16 protein-coding genes and 1 pseudogene are annotated in these 19,359 nt (G+C 70.9%); 11 read left to right on the top strand and 6 right to left on the bottom strand.

Translation table 11 applies throughout. The annotated features are described in order from the left end of the window. Nucleotide 1: 1 nt before the first annotated feature. Genes KV106_RS36740 through KV106_RS36720 form a run of 5 tightly spaced genes read right to left on the bottom strand, consistent with a single transcriptional unit; the run spans nt 2 to nt 4,740 of the window. The gene (locus KV106_RS36740) at nt 2-1,033 is read right to left on the bottom strand and encodes a 2Fe-2S iron-sulfur cluster-binding protein (RefSeq protein ID WP_261216860.1); all 1,032 of its coding nucleotides are present in this window, start codon (nt 1,031-1,033) and stop codon (nt 2-4) included. Next, nucleotides 1,030-2,007, bottom strand: coding sequence for a PdxA family dehydrogenase (locus KV106_RS36735; RefSeq protein ID WP_261216858.1), 978 nt, complete (start codon nt 2,005-2,007; stop codon nt 1,030-1,032). Before KV106_RS36735 ends, KV106_RS36740 begins: the two co-directional genes overlap by 4 nt. Beyond that, nucleotides 2,004-2,468 carry an aromatic-ring-hydroxylating dioxygenase subunit beta gene (locus KV106_RS36730; RefSeq protein ID WP_261216855.1) on the bottom strand — a complete coding sequence of 155 codons (465 nt, stop codon included), beginning with the start codon at nt 2,466-2,468 and terminating at the stop codon, nt 2,004-2,006. The genes KV106_RS36735 and KV106_RS36730 overlap by 4 nt, the downstream gene beginning before the upstream one ends. 24 nt (nt 2,469-2,492) lie before the next feature. After that, complete coding sequence (locus KV106_RS36725; RefSeq protein WP_261216853.1) at nt 2,493-3,746, bottom strand: aromatic ring-hydroxylating dioxygenase subunit alpha; 1,254 nt, start codon at nt 3,744-3,746, stop codon at nt 2,493-2,495. 7 nt (nt 3,747-3,753) lie between these two features. Then, on the bottom strand, nt 3,754-4,740 hold the full coding sequence (locus KV106_RS36720; protein WP_261216852.1) for a Bug family tripartite tricarboxylate transporter substrate binding protein: 987 nt from the start codon (nt 4,738-4,740) through the stop codon (nt 3,754-3,756). Between the two features lie 81 nt (nt 4,741-4,821). Here KV106_RS36720 and KV106_RS36715 point away from each other — a divergent pair, with 81 nt between their 5' ends. Both KV106_RS36715 and KV106_RS36710 read left to right on the top strand, forming a co-directional pair. Beyond that, nucleotides 4,822-5,625, top strand: coding sequence for an IclR family transcriptional regulator domain-containing protein (locus KV106_RS36715; protein ID WP_261216850.1), 804 nt, complete (start codon nt 4,822-4,824; stop codon nt 5,623-5,625). Between the two features lie 26 nt (nt 5,626-5,651). Then, nucleotides 5,652-6,083 (top strand): energy transducer TonB, encoded by a 432-nt coding sequence (locus KV106_RS36710; protein ID WP_261216848.1) that lies wholly within the window; start codon nt 5,652-5,654, stop codon nt 6,081-6,083. A 12-nt stretch (nt 6,084-6,095) separates the two neighbouring features. On the opposite strand, the gene KV106_RS36705 is transcribed toward KV106_RS36710, so the two are convergent. Continuing rightward, a complete protein-coding gene (locus tag KV106_RS36705; RefSeq protein ID WP_261216846.1) occupies nt 6,096-8,897 on the bottom strand; it encodes a hybrid sensor histidine kinase/response regulator in 2,802 nt (933 codons plus the stop codon). A 211-nt stretch (nt 8,898-9,108) separates the two neighbouring features. Here KV106_RS36705 and KV106_RS36700 point away from each other — a divergent pair, with 211 nt between their 5' ends. From KV106_RS36700 to KV106_RS36660, 9 genes and pseudogenes are all read left to right on the top strand, one after another. Further along, on the top strand, nt 9,109-10,776 hold the full coding sequence (locus tag KV106_RS36700) for a hydantoinase B/oxoprolinase family protein (protein ID WP_261216844.1): 1,668 nt from the start codon (nt 9,109-9,111) through the stop codon (nt 10,774-10,776). Further along, complete coding sequence (locus tag KV106_RS36695) at nt 10,773-12,905, top strand: hydantoinase/oxoprolinase family protein (RefSeq protein ID WP_261216842.1); 2,133 nt, start codon at nt 10,773-10,775, stop codon at nt 12,903-12,905. Before KV106_RS36700 ends, KV106_RS36695 begins: the two co-directional genes overlap by 4 nt. Next, nucleotides 12,902-13,924, top strand: coding sequence for a phosphoglycerate dehydrogenase (locus tag KV106_RS36690; RefSeq protein ID WP_261216840.1), 1,023 nt, complete (start codon nt 12,902-12,904; stop codon nt 13,922-13,924). Before KV106_RS36695 ends, KV106_RS36690 begins: the two co-directional genes overlap by 4 nt. A gap of 22 nt (nt 13,925-13,946) precedes the next feature. Next, on the top strand, nt 13,947-15,311 hold the full coding sequence (locus tag KV106_RS36685; protein ID WP_261216832.1) for a DUF1446 domain-containing protein: 1,365 nt from the start codon (nt 13,947-13,949) through the stop codon (nt 15,309-15,311). After that, nucleotides 15,308-15,619, top strand: a complete 312-nt coding sequence (locus KV106_RS36680; RefSeq protein ID WP_261216828.1) for a DUF4387 domain-containing protein — start codon at nt 15,308-15,310, stop codon at nt 15,617-15,619. The genes KV106_RS36685 and KV106_RS36680 overlap by 4 nt, the downstream gene beginning before the upstream one ends. A 70-nt stretch (nt 15,620-15,689) precedes the next feature. Next, nucleotides 15,690-16,688: a Bug family tripartite tricarboxylate transporter substrate binding protein gene (locus tag KV106_RS36675; protein ID WP_261216826.1), complete on the top strand. Its 999-nt coding sequence runs from the start codon at nt 15,690-15,692 to the stop codon at nt 16,686-16,688. Between the two features lie 85 nt (nt 16,689-16,773). Next, nucleotides 16,774-17,673: a LysR family transcriptional regulator gene (locus KV106_RS36670; protein ID WP_261216824.1), complete on the top strand. Its 900-nt coding sequence runs from the start codon at nt 16,774-16,776 to the stop codon at nt 17,671-17,673. Nucleotides 17,674-17,800: 127 nt separating this feature from the next. Then, entirely contained in the window at nt 17,801-19,039 is a 1,239-nt protein-coding gene (locus KV106_RS36665; RefSeq protein ID WP_261216823.1) for a porin, read from the top strand. A gap of 125 nt (nt 19,040-19,164) precedes the next feature. Further along, nucleotides 19,165-19,359: pseudogene (locus KV106_RS36660) on the top strand (hypothetical protein); the annotation flags it as partial.

The raw sequence follows: 19,359 nt of genomic DNA, 5'->3' as shown, positions 1-19,359 counted from the left end.
CCTAGGCGGCCGGGCCCTCCACGAACACGTCGGAGTGGAAGTCGGCGGCGTCGAGGCCGCAACGCGCGAGCGCGGCCTCGCGCACCGCCGCCACCATCGCTGGCGAGCCGCAGCAGTACAGCGCGTGCCCGCGCAGGTCGGGGCAGGCCCGTGCCAGCGCCTCGTCGGCCCGGCCGCGGATGTACTCGGCGCGCAGGCTTTCGTCCACTGTCGCTTCCTCGTCGCTCAAGGCCGCGACGAAGCGCAGCGACGGCCACTGCCGCTGCCAGCGCGCGACCGCCGCGGGCAGATAGATGTCCTGTGCGCGGCGCGCGCCCCACAGCAGCGTGATCGGCCGATCGGCGCGGCGCTTCATCAGGTCGTCGAGGATGGACTTGACCGGCGCGAAGCCGGTGCCGCCGACCACGAAGACCAGCGGCGCGGTGTCGTCGGCTTCACCGGCCAGCGAGAAGGCGCCGAAGGGCAGTTCCACCTCGAGCAGCTCGCCGCTTTCGAGCCGCGGCACGCGCGCGCTAAACGCGCCGCCGGGCACATGGCGCACATGCAGCGTCAGCGTGTCGCTCTCGTGGGGCGGATTGGCCATCGAATAGCAGCGCGTGCTGCCGTCGTCGAGCTTGAGCTGCAGGTACTGGCCGGCCTGGAAGCGCGCGCGCTGGCCCGCGGGCAGCCGAAGCTGCAGCAGCGAGACGTCGGGCGCGACGAGCTGGTGGCGAAACACCTTGGCAGCGAAGCGCTTGCGTGCCGCCGGATCAATGCGCCGCCACGACACCGGCCGGATCTCGAGCGCGGGGCTCGCGGCCATGCACATGCACAACAGCACCTGGCCCGGCAGGCAGGTCTCGTTGACCATCGGGCCGCGGCCCGCGGGTGCGACCTCGCCGTGCGCGACCGTGCCCGCGCAGTTGCCGCACACGCCCTTGCGGCACGAGTGGGGCAGCTCGATGCCGGCGCGCAATGCGGCGTCGAGCACAGTCTCGCCGTCGTTGCCGTCGAAGGCCAGGTCGCTGTCGGCGATGGCGATGCGGTGGCTCATGGCACCACCTCGCCGGACACGTTCGGCAGACCCGACAACAGCGCGATGGTGCGCAGCACGGCCTCGGGGCTCGCGATGCCGCGGCCCGCGATGTCCATCGCGCTGCCATGGCCCACGCTCGACAGCAGCGCATCGGCGCCGATGCTCAGGGCGCTCGCCGCGCGCGGCGCCAGCAGCTTGACGGGGATGTGGCCCTGGTCGTGGAACATCGCCACGTAGAGATCGTGCGTGCGCTCCGCGAGCAGCAGGTCGGCACCGACGGGGCCGTCCACGCGCAGGCCCTCGGCGCGCGCGGCCTCGACCGCCGGGGCGACGATCGTCGCATCCTCGGGCCCGAACAGCCCGCCCTCGGAGGCATGCGGGTTGATGCCGAATACGCCGATCGAGGGCCGGTCCACGCCCAGCAGCGCGCAGGCCCGCGCGCCGGCACGGATCGCCTCGGCCACCAGCGCGGGCGTCATGCGCTCGAGCGCGATGCGCACGCTCTCGTGCAGCGTCGCATGCACGATGCGCAGCCCGCCGCCCACGAGCAGCAGGAACACGCGCTCCTCGGCCATGCCGCACACGCGCGCCACCAGCGAGGGATAGCCGCTGAAGGCGATGCCGGCGCGGTGGATCGCGGTCTCGTGATGCGGGCAGGCGACCACCGCATCGACTTCGCCGCGTCGGCAGGCCTGCAGCGCGGCCGTGGCCGATGCGACGGCGGAGGCGCCCGCTGCGGCGTCGATACGTCCGGGTTGCGCTTCGAGGTCGCCGGTGGCGACCAGCGCCGCATCGCGCAGCAGCGCGTCGAGGCCGAGCTGCGCCTCCGTGCGTTCGAACACGTTGGACGGTCCGTACAACACGATGCGTTCGCGGTCTTCGCGCGGCAGCGCGGCCAGGGCCTTCAGCGCGATCTCGGGCCCGATGCCGTTGGGATCGCCCGCCGTGAGCGCGAGCCGGCGTGGCGTTCGAAGAGAAGACTCGGCGTTCACAGCGGCAGCGCGAGCAGGGTATCGGTCACCGTGCTGTCGCACACGGCCACGCGCGACTGCAGCAGCAGGCGGCCCTCGCGCTGCACGAAGCGGTCCTCGTAGCTGCCGGTGGCGAACATCTCGGTCTGTCCCGTGGCCATGATGCGCGCCACCATGAAGGGCGTGCGCGCGCGTGCCGTGTCGTCCTCGGCCTCGAGCAGCAGCGGCATGCCCAGCAGGTGGCGGTAGCGCTGCCGCTCGTAGATGTTGGCCTCGCGCAGCGCGGCGATGCGGTCCTCGAGCATCGCGCGCGAGTCGGCGTAGACGATGCCCGCAGGCAGTCCCTCGCGCTCGTTCTCGACGTGGGTGATGCGGTAGTGGCAGTCGTCGGCGAAGAAATCGGGCCAGCGCTCGAGCGCATCGCTGTCGATGGCATCGGCATAGGCCGCGTTGAAGGCGCACAGCGCCAGCAGGTCGATCATGGGTGTTCTTTCCTCGTCGGGTGCTCAAGCGCCCATGTGCTGCCGATACGCCTTCCAGAAGCCGCGCACCGAGGCCTCGGTGGCACGGCCCTCGCTCGAGACGGCGCCGTCGCCGCCCATCTCGACGATGGCCTCGTGGTCGGCCGCGCCCGCGATGCCGCGCTGCACGAAGCCGCCGACCGCGCCGTCCTCCATCGAGATGAAGCCCGCGGGACCGACCAGGTTCGACTGCTTGAGCCGCACGCGGCGCTGCGCGGGCGTGTCGTCGACGTAGCCGATGTAGGTCCAGTTGAGCTCGGTGCGCGCGCTGCCCTTGGGCAGCACCTGGCGCACCGCGAGGCAGTTCTGGATCTGCTGCAGCACGAAGCCAGGGAACACCGAGAGGATCTGCAAGGTCACGCCGTCGTCGTACTCCGCAAAGCCCGCGAGCACGCTCGGGTCCTTGAGGCGATAGCGGTCGTTGTCGGAACGCAGCGCCTGCTCCTTGTAAGAGGCATCCTTTTCCGCGGCCGCGTCGATCATCGAGTAGCTCACGTGGTGGCCGCCGCTCTCGTCGACGATCACGCCGCCTTTCTGCGACAGGCGGTTGAGCTCGAAGGTGGTGAAGAACAGGTGCAGCAGGCTCGCGTGGTAGCTGTCCTTCACGTTCTCGACGTAGAGCTTCCAGTTGTTGGGCAGCGCCTGCGTGAAGCGGCCGATCACCTCCACCGGCTTGTGCAGCACGCGCTCGACGCGCGCGCAGATCTCGTCGCCGAGGTATTCCTCGATCGAGGGCACGTCCTCCGAGAAGCTGCCGAACACCAGGCCGCAGAAGCGCGCGATGCGCAGCTTGCGCGGCCCGTGCGCTTCCTTGCAGAAGCTCGCGGGCATGCCGCCCTGGCCCTTCACGCCCTTCTCGAAGGCCACGCCCGTGAGGTCGCCCTGGCGGTTGTAGCTCCAGGCGTGGTAGACGCACTGGAAGTTCTCGCTGCGGCCCGACTTCTCGAGCGCGATCAGCGCGCCGCGGTGTGCGCAGCGGTTCTCGAAGGCGTAGATCTCGTCGTCGTCGTCGCGCACCACCACCACCGGCGTCTCGCCCGCGAAGGTGGTGCGGTAGCTGCCGCCTTCGGGCAGCTCGGCCTCGAGGCACAGGTAGTTCCAGGTCTGGCCGCGGAAGATGCGCGCCTGCTCGTCGGCGGCCAGTTGCGCGTCGCTGTAGACGCCGAAGGGAATGCGCGTGAGGCCGGGCCCGGACCAGTGGACCGGTTGCGCGGACGCGGTGGATGAAGCGATGGACATGGCGGGCTTATTCGAGGGTGACGTTGGCGCTCTGGATGACCTTGTGCCACTTGGCGGACTCGGCCTGGATGAACTGGCCGGTGCGGGCACTGTCCCAGCCGCGCGGCTCGGCGCCCTGCTCGGCGAACTTCTGCTTCACGTCGGGCAGCGCGAGCGCGGTGGCGATGGCCTTCTGCGTCGAGGCCACGACCGGTGCCGGCGTGCCCGGCGGCGCGACCACCGCGAACCAGGTCACGGCATTCATCGCGGGCAACTTCTGCTCGGCGAAGGTCGGCGCCTCGGGCAGCGCGGGACTGCGGTGCTCGTCGGCCACCGCGAGGATGCGGACCTTGCCGGTGCGCGCGAACTGCAGCGAGGAGGAGATGTTGTCGAAGAACACGTCGACCTGGCCGCCGATCAGGTCCACCAGCGCGGGCGCCGTGCCCTTGTACGGCACATGCGTCATCTCGGTGCCCGTGAGCTGCATGAACAGGCTGGCCGTGAGGTGCGAGGTGGTGCCGTTGCCCTGCGAGGCGAAGCTCACCTTGCCGGGGTTGGCCTTGAGGTAGGCGATGAACTCGGCCACGTTGTGCACCGGCAGCTTCGGGTTCACCACCAGCACGTTGGGCACCGTCGCGAGCACCGTCACCGGCACCCAGCGCGTGGGATCGAAGCCCAGCTTCTTGTAGAGGTGCTGGTTGATCGCGATCGGCGCGGGTGGCGAGGCCAGCAGGGTCTTGCCGTCGGGCTCGGCGCGGTAGACCACGTCGGCGCCGATGTTGCCGCCGGCGCCCGTGCGGTTCTCGATCACCAGGCCGCCGGGGAACTGGTCGCGCAGCTTGTCGGCCACCACGCGCGGCAGGATGTCGGCGGTGCCGCCAGCGGGGAAGGGCACGATCATGCGCGCGACCTTGTCGTTGGCGGTCTGCGCCCGCGCGGCGGGCGGCAGCGCGGGCAACATCAGCGCGGCCAGGGCCGCCAGGCCGAGCGTGCGCGCGGCGAGTCTGTGGAACATCGTGTGTCTCCGTCTTGTTCGTGCATCGAGGGGTTTTCAGTGTCCTTGCGGGCCGGTGCGCAAACAAGCTAGATTTGCGCTATGCGCAAAACTCGGACCGACGCCCCGAGCGAGGAAGAGCCCGCTCCCGACAAGAACTTCGTCGCCTCGCTCGAGAAGGGGCTGGCCGTGCTGACCTGCTTCGGTCGCCAGCACAGCCGGCTCAACTTGTCGGAGGTCGCGCGGCTCACGCGCAGCACGCCGGCCTCGGCGCGGCGCTCGCTGCTGACCTTGCGCGCGCTCGGCTATCTCGACAGCGACGGCAAGCGCTTCTGGCTGCTGCCGAAGGCGCTGCTGGTGGCGCATGCCTATCTGGCGTCGCGGCCCGAGCCTTCGGTGGCGCAGCCGCTGCTCGACGCGCTGTCGGAACGCACGCGCGAATCGGCTTCGCTCGCGCTGCTGCAGGACGACGACGCGATCATCATCGCGCGCTCCACCGCGCGGCGCAGCCTCAGCACCGGCCTGGGCATCGGCTCGCGCCTGCCGGCCTACTGCGCGGCGCTGGGCCGCGTGCTGCTCGCGAGCCTGCCGCCCGAGGAGGCCGAGCGCCGCATCCGCGCCATGCTGCGGCCACGGCTCTCGCCGCGCACCGTCACCGACGCGGCCGAGGTGCTGGCCATCGTCGCGCGCTGCCGGCGCGAGGGCTATGCCAGCAACGACGGCGAGCTCGAACTCGGCGTGCGCTCCATGGCCGTGCCGGTGCGCGACCGCGCGCAGCAGGTGGTGGCGGCGATGAGCATCGCGGTGCGAACAGAGCGCATGACGCTGGCGGAGTTTCGCGAGGCCTTCCTGCCGGCGCTGCAGAAGGCGAGTGCGAGCCTGAGCGCGCGCCTGTATCCGGGATGACGCGCAGCCGCCAGCAGGAGAGGGCGATGCAGAATGCCCCCGTCGCCAGCGACCACAACCACGACAACAGCCTCATGAACCTCCGTTCCTCTCTTGCCCGCACACTCGTGGCGAGCGCGATCCTCGCCCTGCTGGCCGCCTGCGCCTCGAACCCACCCGCCGACCCCGGCGAATGGAAGCCCAACCCGCCCAATCCCAATGCGCCGTATCCCGCCGAGTCGCGCACGAATGGCGAGCAGGGCATGGTGATGCTGCGCGTGCGCACCACGCCGGCGGGCAAGCCGGCCGCGATCGAGGTGCAGAAGTCGAGCGGTTATCCGCGGCTGGACCGCTCGGCGGTCGAGACGGTGTGGAAGTGGCAGTTCAAGCCCACGCCCGACGACGGCACCGTGGTCTGGCGCGAGGTGCCGATCCGCTTCTTCATCACCTCGCTGCCGCAGCAGCAGAAGCTGGATTGAGACCCACCGCCCTCACGCGGTAACCGGCGCATCGTCCGTGAGCTGGCGCAGCGCCTCGCGCAGCTTGCCGAGGTCGGCCGGCTTCGAGAAGTGCGCATCGAAACCGGCCTCCAGCGCCTGGCGCCGATCCGATTCCTGGCCATAGCCGGTCAGCGCGAGCAGGGCGATCCGCCGCGTGCCCGATTCGCGCTCACGCTCGCGCACGCGCCGCGCGAGTTCATGCCCGCTCATGCCGGGCAGGCCGATGTCGAAGATGCCCGCGTCCACCGGCCCGGCCTCGAGCAGCTGCAGCGCCTCCTCGGCGCTGCCGGCCTTGCGGACATCGTGCCCTTCGAGCGCGAACCACTCGGCGAGCACATCGAGCGCATCGAGGTTGTCGTCCACCAGCAGCAGGCGCAGCGTGGGCGCGCCGATGGCGGCCGCATCGGCGGGCGCCTCGGCTTCGGTGGCCGCGGCACCGGCCAGCGGCAGGCGCACGATGAAGCGGCTGCCCTGTCCTTCGCCGGCGCTCTGTGCCTCGATCAACCCGCCATGCAGCTTCGCGAGGCTTTGCGCGATGGCCAGGCCCAGGCCCAGGCCGCCGGCCGCGCGCTGCAGCTGCTGCGCACCCTGCACGAAGCGGTCGAACACATGCGGCAGCAGCTCGGGCGCGATGCCGATTCCCTCGTCGCTGATCGACAGCTCGGCCTGGCCATCGGCCATGCGCAGGTCCAGCACGATCTCGTCGGTGGGCTGGGTGAACTTGGCGGCGTTGTTCAGCAGGTTGCACACGATCTGCACCAGCCGCAGCGGATCGCCGAGCACCGGCACCGGCTGATCGGGCAGGCCCAGGCGCGGCATGCGCGCGCGCGGCTGCAGCGCGGGCTGCGTGAGCTCGATCGCCTTGGCGGCCACGTCGCGCAGGTCGACGGGCTCGGGCCGCAGCACGATCTTGCCCGACACGATGCGCGAGATGTCGAGCAGGTCGTCGACCAGCCGTGAGAGGTGGCGCACCTGCCGCTCGATGATCTGGCGCTCGCGCGGGAAGGCTTTTTCGTCCTTCCGTTCGATCAGCGTGAGCGCGAGCGAGATCGGCGCCAGCGGATTGCGCAGCTCGTGGCCCAGCATGGCGAGGAACTCGTCCTTGGCCTGGCTCGCCACCTCGGCCTGGGTCTGCGCCTTGCGGGCGCGCGCGAGCAGGCGCACGTTGTCCAGGGCCAGCGCGGCGCGCTGCGCGAGCTCGCCGATCAGGGCGCCGTCGGCCGGCGAGAAGCGCCGCTTCGAGCGGTCCTGCAGGATCGCCATCGCGCCGATGGTGCGCCCGCGCGCCACCAGCGGCACCACGCAGCCGGCCGTGATGCCCAGCATCTGCACGAAGGCGCGCAGCTGCGGGTCGAGCAGCTCGAAGTCGCCGGGGCTGTCGAGGTTGCCGATGAAGGTCTGGCCGCTGGCGATGGCCCAGGGGAACGAGCCAGGGCCGGTGGTCGGCGCGGCGCTGTTGTCCACGAACCGCGCGATCTCGGCGCTGCGCGCGGGGTCGGCATGGTGGGTGAGCTTGCGCTCGAGCACGTCGTGCTCGTCGAGCAGGTCGATGCGGCAGAGGTCGGCCACATGCGGCACGATGATGCCGGCGATGGCCTGCAGGGTCGATTCTTCCTCGAGCGAGCGCGACAGCACCGCGCTCGCGCTCACCAGCCGCTCGAGCTGGGTCTGCGCCGCCTGCGCCACGGTGCGGGCCTCGCGCTCTGCGTTCAGCAGGCTGTCGCGCTCGGCTTCGTGCTCGGTGCGCTGCGTGGCGGCATCGGCCAGCGCATGTGCCACGGCGTCGATCTCGGCGATGCCCGAGGCATGGGTCGAGACCGGCAGGCCGTGCCCGAGCGCGTCGGCACTGCGGCGCAGGCGCGCCATCGGCCGCGTGATCGAGCGCGACATCCACCAGGCCACGAGCGCGCCGAGCAGCAGCGACACCAGCAGGCCGCCGCCATAGGCGAGCAGGGTGCGGCGCAGTGCGTCGTCGGCCACCGCGGTGGGCGCGCCGAGCGCGACGATCCAGGGTGCGACATCGATGCGCGCCACCGCCGTCTGCACCTCGGTGCCGTCGACGTTGTGCGTGGTGCCGACGTACTCGCGCCGGTCCTTCATCGTCTGCAGCAGCGCGCGCAGGCTGTCGCTGGGCGGCCGGCCGCGGAAGCGCTCGTCATCGCGCGAGCGCGCCACGCGCGTCAGCGCCGAATCGAAGACCGAGACCGCCCAGCCCTCGGGCACGCGCTGGCGCGCCAGCACGGCACCGATCGCCTCGGGGCGCACGATGGCGGTGAGCACGTAGCGCACCGTGTCGTCGCGCACCACCGGCACCCGCACCGCGAAGGCCAGGTTGCCGCGCGGCCCCGGCGCCAGCACGCCGATGCCGGGCTGGCGCGTGCGGATCACCTCGGCCAGGCTGGCGGCCTCGACCACCTCGCCGTCGGCCCCGGCCACCGAGCCCTCGCTGCTGAAGACCACTTTGCCCGAGGGCGCGATCAGCAGCACGCCGCGCCATTCGGGATGGGTGGCGCGCAGCGCCTTGGCGAGCACCAGTGCGTCGATCAGGCCGCTGTCCTCGCTGGCGCCCAGCGGTTCGGCCAGCGCCAGCGCCTGCAGCGCGGAGATCGTGAGCCGCAGCTCGCTGTCGACCGAGGTGGCGAGCGCGCGCGCCACGCCCGTGGTGGAGGTCTGGGTCTGCGCGCGCTGGGCCTGCAGCAGCCCGTTGAGCGCGAAGCCGCAGACGACGGCGAGCGGCAGCAGGGCCGCCGAGGCCACCAGCAGGAGCCGGACCGAGAGGGAGGGAGCGCGCATTCGCCTGAGGTGATCCACCGCAAAAGCATCGATTGTTGCTCAGCCGGCATGGGCGGCCATCCCTGGTTTTCGGTAGCTGCCGGCACGGCGCCTGCCGCGCTGCGCTTTCGCTCGCCGCGAAAGCTACGCGCCTCGAAGCTAAACCAAGCGCGGGCTCGCGTTCCTAAAGTTGCGCCACGGGCCACAGCCGATGGCCGCGAACAGGAAAAAGATGCCTTCCCGAGACAAAGAAACCATCGACCCGATCACCCTCGAAATCTGGTGGAGCCGGCTCGTCGCCATCGCCGACGAGGCGGCCACCGCGCTGCTTCGCACCGCCTTCTCGACCATCGTGCGCGAATCGAACGACTTCGCCACGGTGCTGATGAACCGGCATGGCCAGTCGATCGCCGAGAGCACCGGCGGGATTCCCGCCTTCGCCGGCATCGTGCCGCGCACCACCAAGGCGATGCTCGAAACCTACCCCGCGTCCGGCTGGCGCGAGGGCGATTGCCTGATCACCAACAACCCCTGGCTGGCGACCGGCCACCTGCCCGACATCGCGATCGTCACGCCGATCTTCTTCGCGGGCGAGTTGGCCGGCTTCGCGGGATCGGTGGCCCACGCGCCCGACATCGGCGGCAATCCGGGCGCCGGGGCGCAGGAGCTCTACGAGGAGGGCGTGTGCATCCCGCCGATGCACCTCTACCGCGCCGGGCGTCGCAACGACGACATGCTCAAGCTGTTCCTCAACAACGTGCGCCTGCCCGAGCAGGTGCTCGGCGACATCGAAGCGCAGGTCACGGCCAACGAGGTGTGCCGCCGCCGCACCGTGGACTTCATGACCGACGCCGGGCTGCGCTCGCTCGACGCCCTCTCGGAGGCGGTGCACGAGCGCTCGGAGATGGCGGTGCGCAAGGCGATCGCAGCGATCCCGGACGGCCGCTACGAATCCGCCATCGATGCCGACGGCTTCGCCCACCGGCCCACGCACATCCGGTGCGCGATCACCATCAGCGGCGACTCCATGACGGTCGACTACGAAGGCAGTTCGCCCCAGGTGGACCGCGGCACCAACTGCACGATGAACTACACGCAGGCCTACTCGGTCTATCCGATCAAGTGCGTGCTCGATCCCGCGACGCGCAGGAACGAGGGCTCGTACCGGCCGATCCTGGTCAAGGCGCCCGAAGGCAGCATCCTCAACGCGCGCCATCCGGCGGCGGTGGCGGCGCGCCACCTCACCGGCCACATGCTGTGCTGCGCGATCTACCAGGCGCTGGCGCGCGTGATCCCGGACCAGGTGCTGGCCGACAGCGGCGGCACGCCGGCGATGCGGGTGCGCTTCAGCGGCGCCACCGGCTCGGGCTCGCGCTTCGCGCAGATTCTGTTCGCCAGCGGCGGCATGGGGGCGTCGGCGCGGGGCGACGGGCTGTCGACCACGGCCTTCCCCACCAACTCGGGCGCCGGCAGCATCGAGGCGCTCGAAGCGGTGGCGCCGGTGCTTGTGCGCCGCAAGGAATACCGGGCCGACTCCGGCGGCGCGGGCCGGCACCGTGGCGGGCTGGGGCAGCGCTGCGAGGTCGAGAACATCACCGGGCGGCCCATGCAGCTGGCGCTGCTCGCCGACCGCGAGCGCCATCCCGCGCTCGGCATCCTCGGCGGCCAGCCCGGCGCGCCCACGGCCGCCTTGCTCTCGAACGGCGCGGTGCTGTCGCTGAAGTCGAAGGTCGAGTTCCCGCCCGGCGAATGCGTGACCTTGCTGTTCGCGGGCGGCGGAGGCTACGGCCCGCCGCGAGAGCGCGATCCGGCGCGCTTGCGCCGCGATGTGTCGGACGGCTTCGTGTCGCCGGCGGCGGCCCTGGCCAGCTACGGGCAGGACGAGGGAGCGATGCAATGAGAAAGACCACCCGCATCGGCGTCGACATCGGCGGTACCTTCACCGACTTCGTGCTGCACGACGAGGCACGCGGCATCACGCGCACCGGCAAGCGGCTGACCACGCCGGCGCAACCGAGCCAGGCCATCGTCGAGGGCATCGAGCGGCTGCTGGCCGAGACCGGCACGCGAGCCGGCCAGATCGCCAGCATCGTGCATGGCACGACGTTGATCACCAACACCGTGCTCGAGCGCACCGGCGCCAAGGTCGGGCTGCTGGCCACCGAGGGCTTCCGCGACGTGCTCGAGATGGGGCGGGAGAGCCGCTACGACGTCGACGACCTGTTCCTGCAGCCGGCGCCGCTGATCGTGCCGCGCTCGCTGCGCCTGGGCGTGGGCGGCCGGTTGCTCGCCGACGGCAGCGAACGCACCCCGCTCGACGAAGAGGGCGTGGCGCGTTCGGTGCGCACGCTGGTGGAGGAACATCGCATCGAAGCGCTGGCGATCGCCTTCTTCCATGCCTACCGCAATCCAGCGCACGAGCGGCGCGCGCGGCAGATCGTGCACGGGCTGTACCCCGGCCTGCTCGTGAGCCTGTCGGCCGAGGTCGCGCCCGAGATTCGCGAGTTCGAGCGCACCACCACCGCCTGCGTCAATGCCTACGTGCAGCCGCGCGTGCACGGCTACCTCGACCGGCTCGGCGCCGACCTGGCGGCGCTGGGCTTCGAGGGCGACCTGCGGATCATGCTGTCCGGCGGCGGCATCACCACCGTCGACGAGGCCAAGCGCTATCCGGTGCGCCTGATCGAGTCGGGCCCGGCGGCTGGCGCGATGGCGGCTGCCTTCGTGGCGCGCACCGCCGGCGAGCCGCGCATGGTGTCGTTCGACGTCGGCGGGACCACCGCCAAGATGTGCCTCATCGAGCAGGGGCAGCCGCACCTGAAGCACGACTTCGAGGCCGGGCGCCTGCGCAAGTTCAAGCAGGGTTCGGGCCTGCCGCTCAAGGTCACGGTCATCGACATGATCGAGATCGGCTCGGGCGGCGGCTCGATCGCCGCGGTGGACGCGGTGGGCCTGATGAAGGTCGGCCCGCGCAGCGCGAGCTCCGTGCCAGGGCCGGTCTGCTACAACCGCGGCGGCACCGAGCCGACGGTGACCGACGCCGACCTGCTGCTCGGTTGCCTCGACCCCGCGTTCTTCCTCGGCGGCGAGATGGCGCTGTCGATCGACAAGGTCCGCTCGGCCGTGAGCGAGAAGCTGGCCGGCCCGCTGGGCATCGGCAGCGAGGAGGCGGCGCGCGGGATCCGCAGCATCGTCGACGAGAGCATGGCCGCGGCCACGCGCATGCACCTGGCCGAGAAGGGCAAGGACCCGCGCGCCTACACGCTGTTCGCCTTCGGTGGCGCCGGTCCGGTCCACGCCTATGCGCTCGCCCGGCTGCTGAAGATGCGCAGGATCATCGTGCCGATGGGGGCCGGCGTGATCTCGGCGCTCGGGTTCCTGGTGGCGGCACCTGCGGTCGACGAGGTGCGTGGCTACGTGACCAGCCTGGAGCAGGTCGACTGGGACCACGTCAACCGCATCTATGCCGAGATGGAGGCCTCGGCCAGCGCGCTGCTGCTGGGGGCCGGCGGCGACGCGGGCCAGATCTCGCTGCGCTGGTCGGTGGACATGCGCTACCTGGGCCAGGGCTTCGAGATCACCGTGGACATTCCGCGCGGCCCCCTGGGCGCGGCCGATCGCGGCGCGATCCGCGATGCTTTCGTGGCCACCTACGCGGCGCGGTTCGACCGCACGGTGCGCGACGTCGGCATCGAGGCGATCAACTGGCGCCTGTCGGCGAGCCTGCCCGCGCAGGACATCAGCCTCGCGCATGCACCGGTGCAAAGCGATCCGCTGCGTGGCGTGCGGGTGGTAAATTTCGCCGAATTCGGCGACCTGCCGGCGCGGGTCTATGACCGCTATGCGCTCAAGCCCGGCGACCGTTTCCAGGGGCCGGCCGTGGTCGAGGAGCGCGAATCGAGCTGCAGCTTCGGTCCCGATTGCGTGTTCTCCATCGACCGGCACTTCAACCTGGTCATCGAGCTCGGTGCCGCGCCCGAAGTGGCGGCGAGCCGGGGCGCCGTGGCCGAGGAGGCTGCCGCGCCATGAGCACGCTCTTGTCGGCGCGGCGCGTGGTCGTCACGCAGCGCTTCTTCGATGCGCAGGCCCGCGCCTTTCTCGAACAGCACGGGTGCACGGTGAGCGAGGTCGAGCTTCCGGCTGGCGTGGCCGACGGGGATCTCGGCGTCGACGTCCTGCGGCGCCATCTCGAGGGCGCGCAGGGCTGGATCGTCGGCCATGCGCGCGTCGACGATGAGTTGCTGCGTGCGCTGCCCGCGCTGCGGGTCATCGCGCGGCGCGGCGTGGGGCACGAGCGGGTGGACCAGGATGCGGTGCGCCGCCACGGCAAGGTGGCGACCATCGCAGCGGGTGGCAACGACGCCGCGGTGGCCGACCATGCGATCGCGCTGATGCTGGCGGTGGGCCGCCGCCTGCACGAAGCGCGGGCACAACTCGTCGTCGGCGACTGGTCTATTCCGCTGGCCACCGAGCTCTACCGCAAGACCGTCGGTGTGGTGGGGCTCGGGCGCATCGGCCGCGGCGTGGTGAGGCGCCTGCGCGGCTTCGAGGCCCGGGTGCTGATCGCCACGCCCGAGCGCGACGAAGCCTTCGCCGCCGAGCAGGGCGCGCGCTTCGCCAGCCTCGACGAACTGCTGGCCTGCGCCGACATCGTCAGCCTGCACGCGCCGCTGACGCCGGCGACCCACAGCTTGATCGACGCCGCGGCGCTCACGCGCATGAAGCGCGGCGCCATCCTGGTCAACACCGCGCGTGGCGGCCTGGTCGACGATGCCGCGCTGCTGGCCGCGCTCGAGGAGGGGCGGCTCGGCGGCGCCGGGCTCGACGTGTTCGAAAGCGAGGCCGATCCCGGCTTGCAGGCGGTGACGCACGCGCTGCTGCGGCTTCCGCAGGTGGTCGCCACGCCGCATGCGGGGGCGTCGACGGCCGAGAGCCTCGCACGCACGAACCTGATCGCGGCGCGCTGCGTGGTGCAGGTCCTCGATGGTCAGACGCCCGCCGCCGAATGTCTTCTGGCCGATGGCCGCTCTCCCAACCTCTCCCGATGAAAGAAGAACGATGCAGACAAGCGTGAAAGTCCTGGTCCCCTCGGGCTCGATCGGCGCCGGCGCGCGATCGCAGCAGCCATTCGAGCGCGGCATGCGCGAGCGTCCCGACGTGATCGCCGTGGACGGCGGCTCCACCGATTCCGGTCCGCACTACCTGGGATCGGGCCAGGCCAAGTGCTCGGTGGGCGCGTTGCGCTACGAGCTGCGGCAACTGATGGTCGCGCGTGCCGAGCTCGGCATTCCGCTCATCGTGGGCAGTTGCGGTACCTGCGGCTCCGATGCGGGCGTGAACCTCATGCGCGATCTGTGCCGCGAGATCGCGATCGAGCTCGGGCAGACCGTGCGCGTGGCCTGCATCTACAGCGAGCAATCGGCCGCGGCGGTGAAGACGGCGCTCGCGCAGGGCCGCATCTCCGGTCTGCAGCCACTGCTGCCGATCGACGACGCGCTGATCGAACGCTGCTCGCATATCGTCGCGGCCATGGGCGTGGAGCCGATCATCCATGCGCTCGGGCAGGGCGTGGACATCGTGCTCGCCGGGCGAGCGACGGACACAGCGCTGATGGCGGCCGTGCCGCTGATGCGCGGCGTCCATGCCGGGGCCGCCTGGCATGCGGGCAAGATCCTGGAGTGCGGCGCGCACTGCACCACCAAGCCGATGGCCGGCGCCGTGATGGCGACCATCGACCAGACCGGCTTCACCGTGCAGGCCCTGGCCGAGGGCGCGCGCGCCACGCCGCGGACCGTGCTGGCGCACATGCTCTACGAGAACTCGAACCCGCACGTGCTGGTCGAGCCGGGCGGCACGCTCGAGGTCGAGCGGGCCCGCTACGAATCGATCGACGACCAGCGCGTGCGTGTCGAGGGCTCGACCTGGACGCCGGCCGATGCCTACACCGTCAAGCTCGAGGGCGCCGCGCCGGCCGGACATCAGGCGCTGATCATGTGCCTGCTGCGCGCGTCGCGCTACAAGGACCGCTTCGACGAATGGATCGGGAATCTCGAGCGGCGCTCGCGCGAACTGATCGCGCTGCAGCTCAAGCTGGAGAGCGGCGACTACCATCTGCAGTTCCGCGCCATCGGCCGCGACGCGACGCTCGGGGCGCTGGAATCGCTCCCGGGCAACCCGACCGAGATCGGGGTGATGGCGATCGTCACCTCGCCCACGCAGGAGCGCACCCGGGAACTGCTGGCGATCCTGAACTCGCCGATGCTGCACTTCCCGCTGCCGGACGACGAGGAGCTGCCCACGCACTGCTTCCCGCTGTCGCCCGCCTCGATGAACCGGGGCGTGGTCTACGAGTTCGTGCTCAACCACGTGATGACGGTGTCCGATCCGCTGTCGCCGTTCCGTTTCGACTACGCCACCTTCGGAGAACCGCTGTGACCCGTCCCGATCCTTCCAGCTACGACGTACGCTCCAAGAATGCCGGGCCGTTCTGGCTCACCATCGACATCTTCTGCCACGATGCCGGGGCCTTCCGGGCGCTGTGCGACGAGCCTCGGGTGCAGGCCGACGAGATCGCCCGGCTGCTGCGCGGCGATGCCGCCAGCGTGAAGGTGTTTCGCATCGGGGCGCTCAACGTCATCAAGATCAGCCTGCCGAGGCCGGTGGTGCAGGGCTCGCTCGAGGACCGCGACCTGCACGGCGCGCAGTGGGCCCATCTCGTGCAGGAATCGCTGGCGCGCGATTGAGGCGCGCGCCGACCTGCCTTTCGAACAACGACAAGAGGCCGCGTCCGATGCGGCCTGCCGGAGACACGACATGCCAACGACGACCATCCCTTTCAACCCGCGGCGCCGTCGCGCGCTGGCCATCGGTGCCGCCGCGTTCCTGCCCGTCCCCTTCGCCTGGGCGCAGGGCTATCCGACGAAGCCGATCCGGCTGATCCTGCCCAATGCGCCGGGCTCCTCGGTCGACAACATGGCGCGCCAGCTCGCGGTCGGACTCGGCACCGCGCTCGGCCAGTCGATCGTGGTCGAGAACGTGCCCGGCTCGGGCGGGCTGATCGGCATCAGCCAGATGCTGCGCGCGCCGCGCGACGGCTACACCATCGGCATGGTGGCCAACAACTATGCGATCGGTCCCAGCCTCTATCGGCTGCCCTACGACCCCGCCAGGGACATCGTTCCGGTGTCGCTGCTGGTGACGGGGCCGATGGTGCTGGTCACGCATCCCGCGCTGCCGGCCCGCACGCTGGCGGATTTCATCGCGCTCGCGAAGTCGCGGCCGGCCGAGAAGTCGCTGAGCTTCGGCAGCGCGGGCGTGGGCACCGTCGGCCATCTCGCGGGCGAGCTGATGGCGACGTCGGCCGACGTGAAGCTGCTGCATGTGCCCTACAAGGGCAACAACAACTTCACCACCGACCTCGTCGGCGGGCAGCTCGATGCCGGCTTCATCGCGGCGGGCGTCGCGATGCCGCTGATCAGGCAGGGCAGCCTGCGCGCGCTGGCGCTCACCACGCCGAGGCGGCTGGCGCTGTTGCCCGAGGTTCCGCCGATGGCCGAGGCCGGGTTGCCCGGGTTCGATCTCGGCGGCTGGCAGGCGATGATCGCGCCGGCCGGCATTCCGGCGCCGGCGCTCGAGCGGCTCAACGCCGAGATCGTCCGCGTGCTGAAGTCGAAGGAGGTCTCGCGCTTCGTCGAGGAGCAGGGCAGCCAGGTGGTGGCGAGTTCGCCGACGGAGGCCGCGAAGCTGATCTCGCGCGACATCGCGCGCTATGCGGACTTGTCGCGTCGCATCGGCCTGAAGCCCGAGAATTGAGGCGCCGCCCGCGCCGAAGGGCCGGCAGCCGCCGGTTGCGATGCGCCACCGGCGAACCCTTCACCCAGCCGACGAGGCGGCCGCCATGAAGCAACTCGAGTTCACCACCCTCCGGCTCTTCGCCGCCGTCGCGGAGGCGGGCAGCCTTTCGGCGGCCGCGGAGAAAAGCAATATCGCGGTGGCGGCGGTCAGCAAGCGCATCAGCGATCTCGAGAGCTCGACGGGCAGCCAGTTCTTCCATCGCCATGCGCGCGGCATGACGCTCACGCCCGCGGGGCGCGCCTTGCTGCAGCACGCCAGGCAGATCCTGTTCGGCGTCGATCGCATGCACATGGACCTGAGCCAGTACGCGCTCGGCGCGAAGGGGCTGGTGCGCGTGGCGGCGACGGGTTCGGCGGTCACGCAATTCCTGCCGGGCGAGCTCAAGCGCTTCGGCGACCTGCATCCGAACATCGCCATCGACCTGTCGGAATGGACGAGCGAGCAGATCGTCGACGCCGTGCTCGACGGACGCGTGGACATGGGCATCTTCATCGGGCCCAGCGGCAACGATGCGATCGCCACCTATCCGTACCACACCGATCGGCTGTGCCTGGTGGTGCCCAAGGGCCACCCGCTGGCCGCGCGCCCCAGCGTGCGCTTCGCCGACACGCTGGACGAGGACTTCATCGGCCTGTCGCCGAGCAGCTCGATCGCGCAGCACCTGATGGCGGCGAGCGGCGGCAAGCTCAAGGTGCGCATCAACGTGCGCGGTTGCGATGCGCTGTGCCGCATGGTGGCCGAGGGCCTGGGCATCGGCGTGAGTCCCTACCTGATCGTGCGGCACTACGTGTCGGCCACGCCTGTCGAGCTGGTGGCGCTCGAGGACGATTGGGCGCGGCGCCAGCTGCTGATCGGCATCCGTTCGGGCGACGACGGCTTGTCGGGAGCCGCGCAGTCCTTTCTCGCGCACTGCATCGAGGCGGCCGCGCGCCCGCCCGGCTGAGGCTTTCTCCAGCGGCGAAGGGCGTCCGCCCTCGAAGCTAAACCGCGCCGCCGCCCTTCTTTCTAAATTCCAGTGGCCCTCGCACCGGCGGTGCGAGCAGGCAGACAAGAACCACTGGAGACAACCCATGAAACCAAGCCTTGCCGCGACCGCGGCAGTCGCTGCGGCCTGCGCCGCTTCCGCCGCTTCGGCGCAGTCGTCGATCCTCATGTTCGGCGTGGTCGACACGGCCATCGGCACGTTCTCGAGCCGCGCCGAGCCTTCCTTGCGCACGCTCGCCAGCGATCCCGCGGCGGCCGCGCGCGGCGCCATCGGCCTGCGCCGCAACGCGATGATCAACTCGGGCCACAACTCGAGCCGCTTCGGCTTTCGGGGCACGGAAGACCTCGGCGGCGGCCTGGCCGCGAGCTTCTGGCTCGAGGCACCGATCTCGAACGACGACGGCCAGACCGGCATCGCCTCGTTCTCGCGCCGCTCCACCGTCAGCCTGTCGGGCGGCTTCGGCGAGATCCGCCTGGGCCGCGACTACACGCCCACCTTCTGGAACGACTCGGTGATGGACCCCTTCGGCCAGGTCGGGCCGGGAACGAACCTGCTGCTCGCGGCCAGCACGAGCGAGCCGGGCTTCGGTGCCAACGGCAACTACGCGCGCGTCGGCAATTCGGTGGGCTATTTCCTGCCGAAGGATCTCGGCGGCTTCTATGGGCAGCTGATGTACGGCTTTCACGAGAACACGCGCTACACGCCGGGCGACAGCACGCCGCCGGGCATCGGGCCTTCCGGCCGGCTCAACGCCGGCGCGGTGCCGGCGGTGCGTGCCGGCCGCTATCTCGGCGGGCGCTTCGGCTATGCGAGCGGCCCGCTCGACATCGCCCTGGCCTACAGCACCAACACCGTGGCCGACAGCTTCTATGCGGGAACCACGGACAGCGTGCGCACGGCCAATCTCGGCGTGGCCTACGACTTCGAGGTGGCCAAGCTCACGGCGGAGCTCTCGCGCGTGGAGCGCGTGCGCAGGTACGCGCAGCCGCCAGCCGTGGGCGCGGTGCCGGACACGGAGCTTTCGGGCTATCTGCTCGGCGTGCAGGTGCCGATCGGGCCGGGCCTGTTCCGCGCGTCCTATGCGCGGGTGCGCTACGACCTGAACGCGGCGTTCCCCGCGGCCGACCCCTCGGCGTCGAAGCTCGCGATCGGCTATGTGCACAACCTCTCGAAGCGCACGGCGCTGTATGTCACGGCGGCGCGGGTGCGCAATCGCAACGGAGCTGCGTTGATCGTCGGCGGGGCGCCCGCGTTCACGGCGACCGCGGGCTATGTGCCCGCGACCTCGACTGGCTACGTGATGGGCGTGCGGCACGCCTTCTGAGCCGGGCGCGAGGGGAGGGCGCGCCGGCCCAGGGCGTTGAGCGGGGCTGCGAATCCGGGGTTTGTACTACATCAAACATGATATATCATGTGTCAAACTTCGAGAAAAGCAGCCAAGGATCCCGCATGCCGTCCGTGTCTTCCGCCGCCTCGTCTCCCCTGTCGAACCGTCACGATCTCCAGCTTCGGCAACGCGCCGCCAAGGTCGTGCCCGGCGGCATGACGGGGCACCTGAACGCGGCCTCGCTGCCCGCGGGCTACCCGCAGTTCTTCGAGCGCGGCCAGGGCTGCCGCGTCTGGGACGTCGACGGCAACGAATAC

The organism is Variovorax endophyticus (genome assembly GCF_025376855.1).
GTDB lineage: Bacteria > Pseudomonadota > Gammaproteobacteria > Burkholderiales > Burkholderiaceae_C > Variovorax.
The sequence above is the reverse complement of the archived record's forward strand: the minus strand, read 5'-3'. Positions and strand labels throughout refer to the sequence as shown.

What these genes read in the sequence shown, in the direction of transcription:
- KV106_RS36740 (WP_261216860.1), bottom strand. Translation starts at nt 1,033, where the DNA reads ATGAGCCACCGCATCGCCATCGCCGACAGCGACCTGGCCTTCGACGGC.
- KV106_RS36730 (WP_261216855.1), bottom strand. Translation starts at nt 2,468, where the DNA reads ATGATCGACCTGCTGGCGCTGTGCGCCTTCAACGCGGCCTATGCCGAT.
- KV106_RS36725 (WP_261216853.1), bottom strand. Translation starts at nt 3,746, where the DNA reads ATGTCCATCGCTTCATCCACCGCGTCCGCGCAACCGGTCCACTGGTCC.
- KV106_RS36720 (WP_261216852.1), bottom strand. Translation starts at nt 4,740, where the DNA reads ATGTTCCACAGACTCGCCGCGCGCACGCTCGGCCTGGCGGCCCTGGCC.
- KV106_RS36715 (WP_261216850.1), top strand. Translation starts at nt 4,822, where the DNA reads ATGCGCAAAACTCGGACCGACGCCCCGAGCGAGGAAGAGCCCGCTCCC.
- KV106_RS36710 (WP_261216848.1), top strand. Translation starts at nt 5,652, where the DNA reads ATGCAGAATGCCCCCGTCGCCAGCGACCACAACCACGACAACAGCCTC.
- KV106_RS36705 (WP_261216846.1), bottom strand. Translation starts at nt 8,897, where the DNA reads ATGCGCGCTCCCTCCCTCTCGGTCCGGCTCCTGCTGGTGGCCTCGGCG.
- KV106_RS36700 (WP_261216844.1), top strand. Translation starts at nt 9,109, where the DNA reads ATGCCTTCCCGAGACAAAGAAACCATCGACCCGATCACCCTCGAAATC.
- KV106_RS36695 (WP_261216842.1), top strand. Translation starts at nt 10,773, where the DNA reads ATGAGAAAGACCACCCGCATCGGCGTCGACATCGGCGGTACCTTCACC.
- KV106_RS36690 (WP_261216840.1), top strand. Translation starts at nt 12,902, where the DNA reads ATGAGCACGCTCTTGTCGGCGCGGCGCGTGGTCGTCACGCAGCGCTTC.
- KV106_RS36675 (WP_261216826.1), top strand. Translation starts at nt 15,690, where the DNA reads ATGCCAACGACGACCATCCCTTTCAACCCGCGGCGCCGTCGCGCGCTG.
- KV106_RS36670 (WP_261216824.1), top strand. Translation starts at nt 16,774, where the DNA reads ATGAAGCAACTCGAGTTCACCACCCTCCGGCTCTTCGCCGCCGTCGCG.
- KV106_RS36665 (WP_261216823.1), top strand. Translation starts at nt 17,801, where the DNA reads ATGAAACCAAGCCTTGCCGCGACCGCGGCAGTCGCTGCGGCCTGCGCC.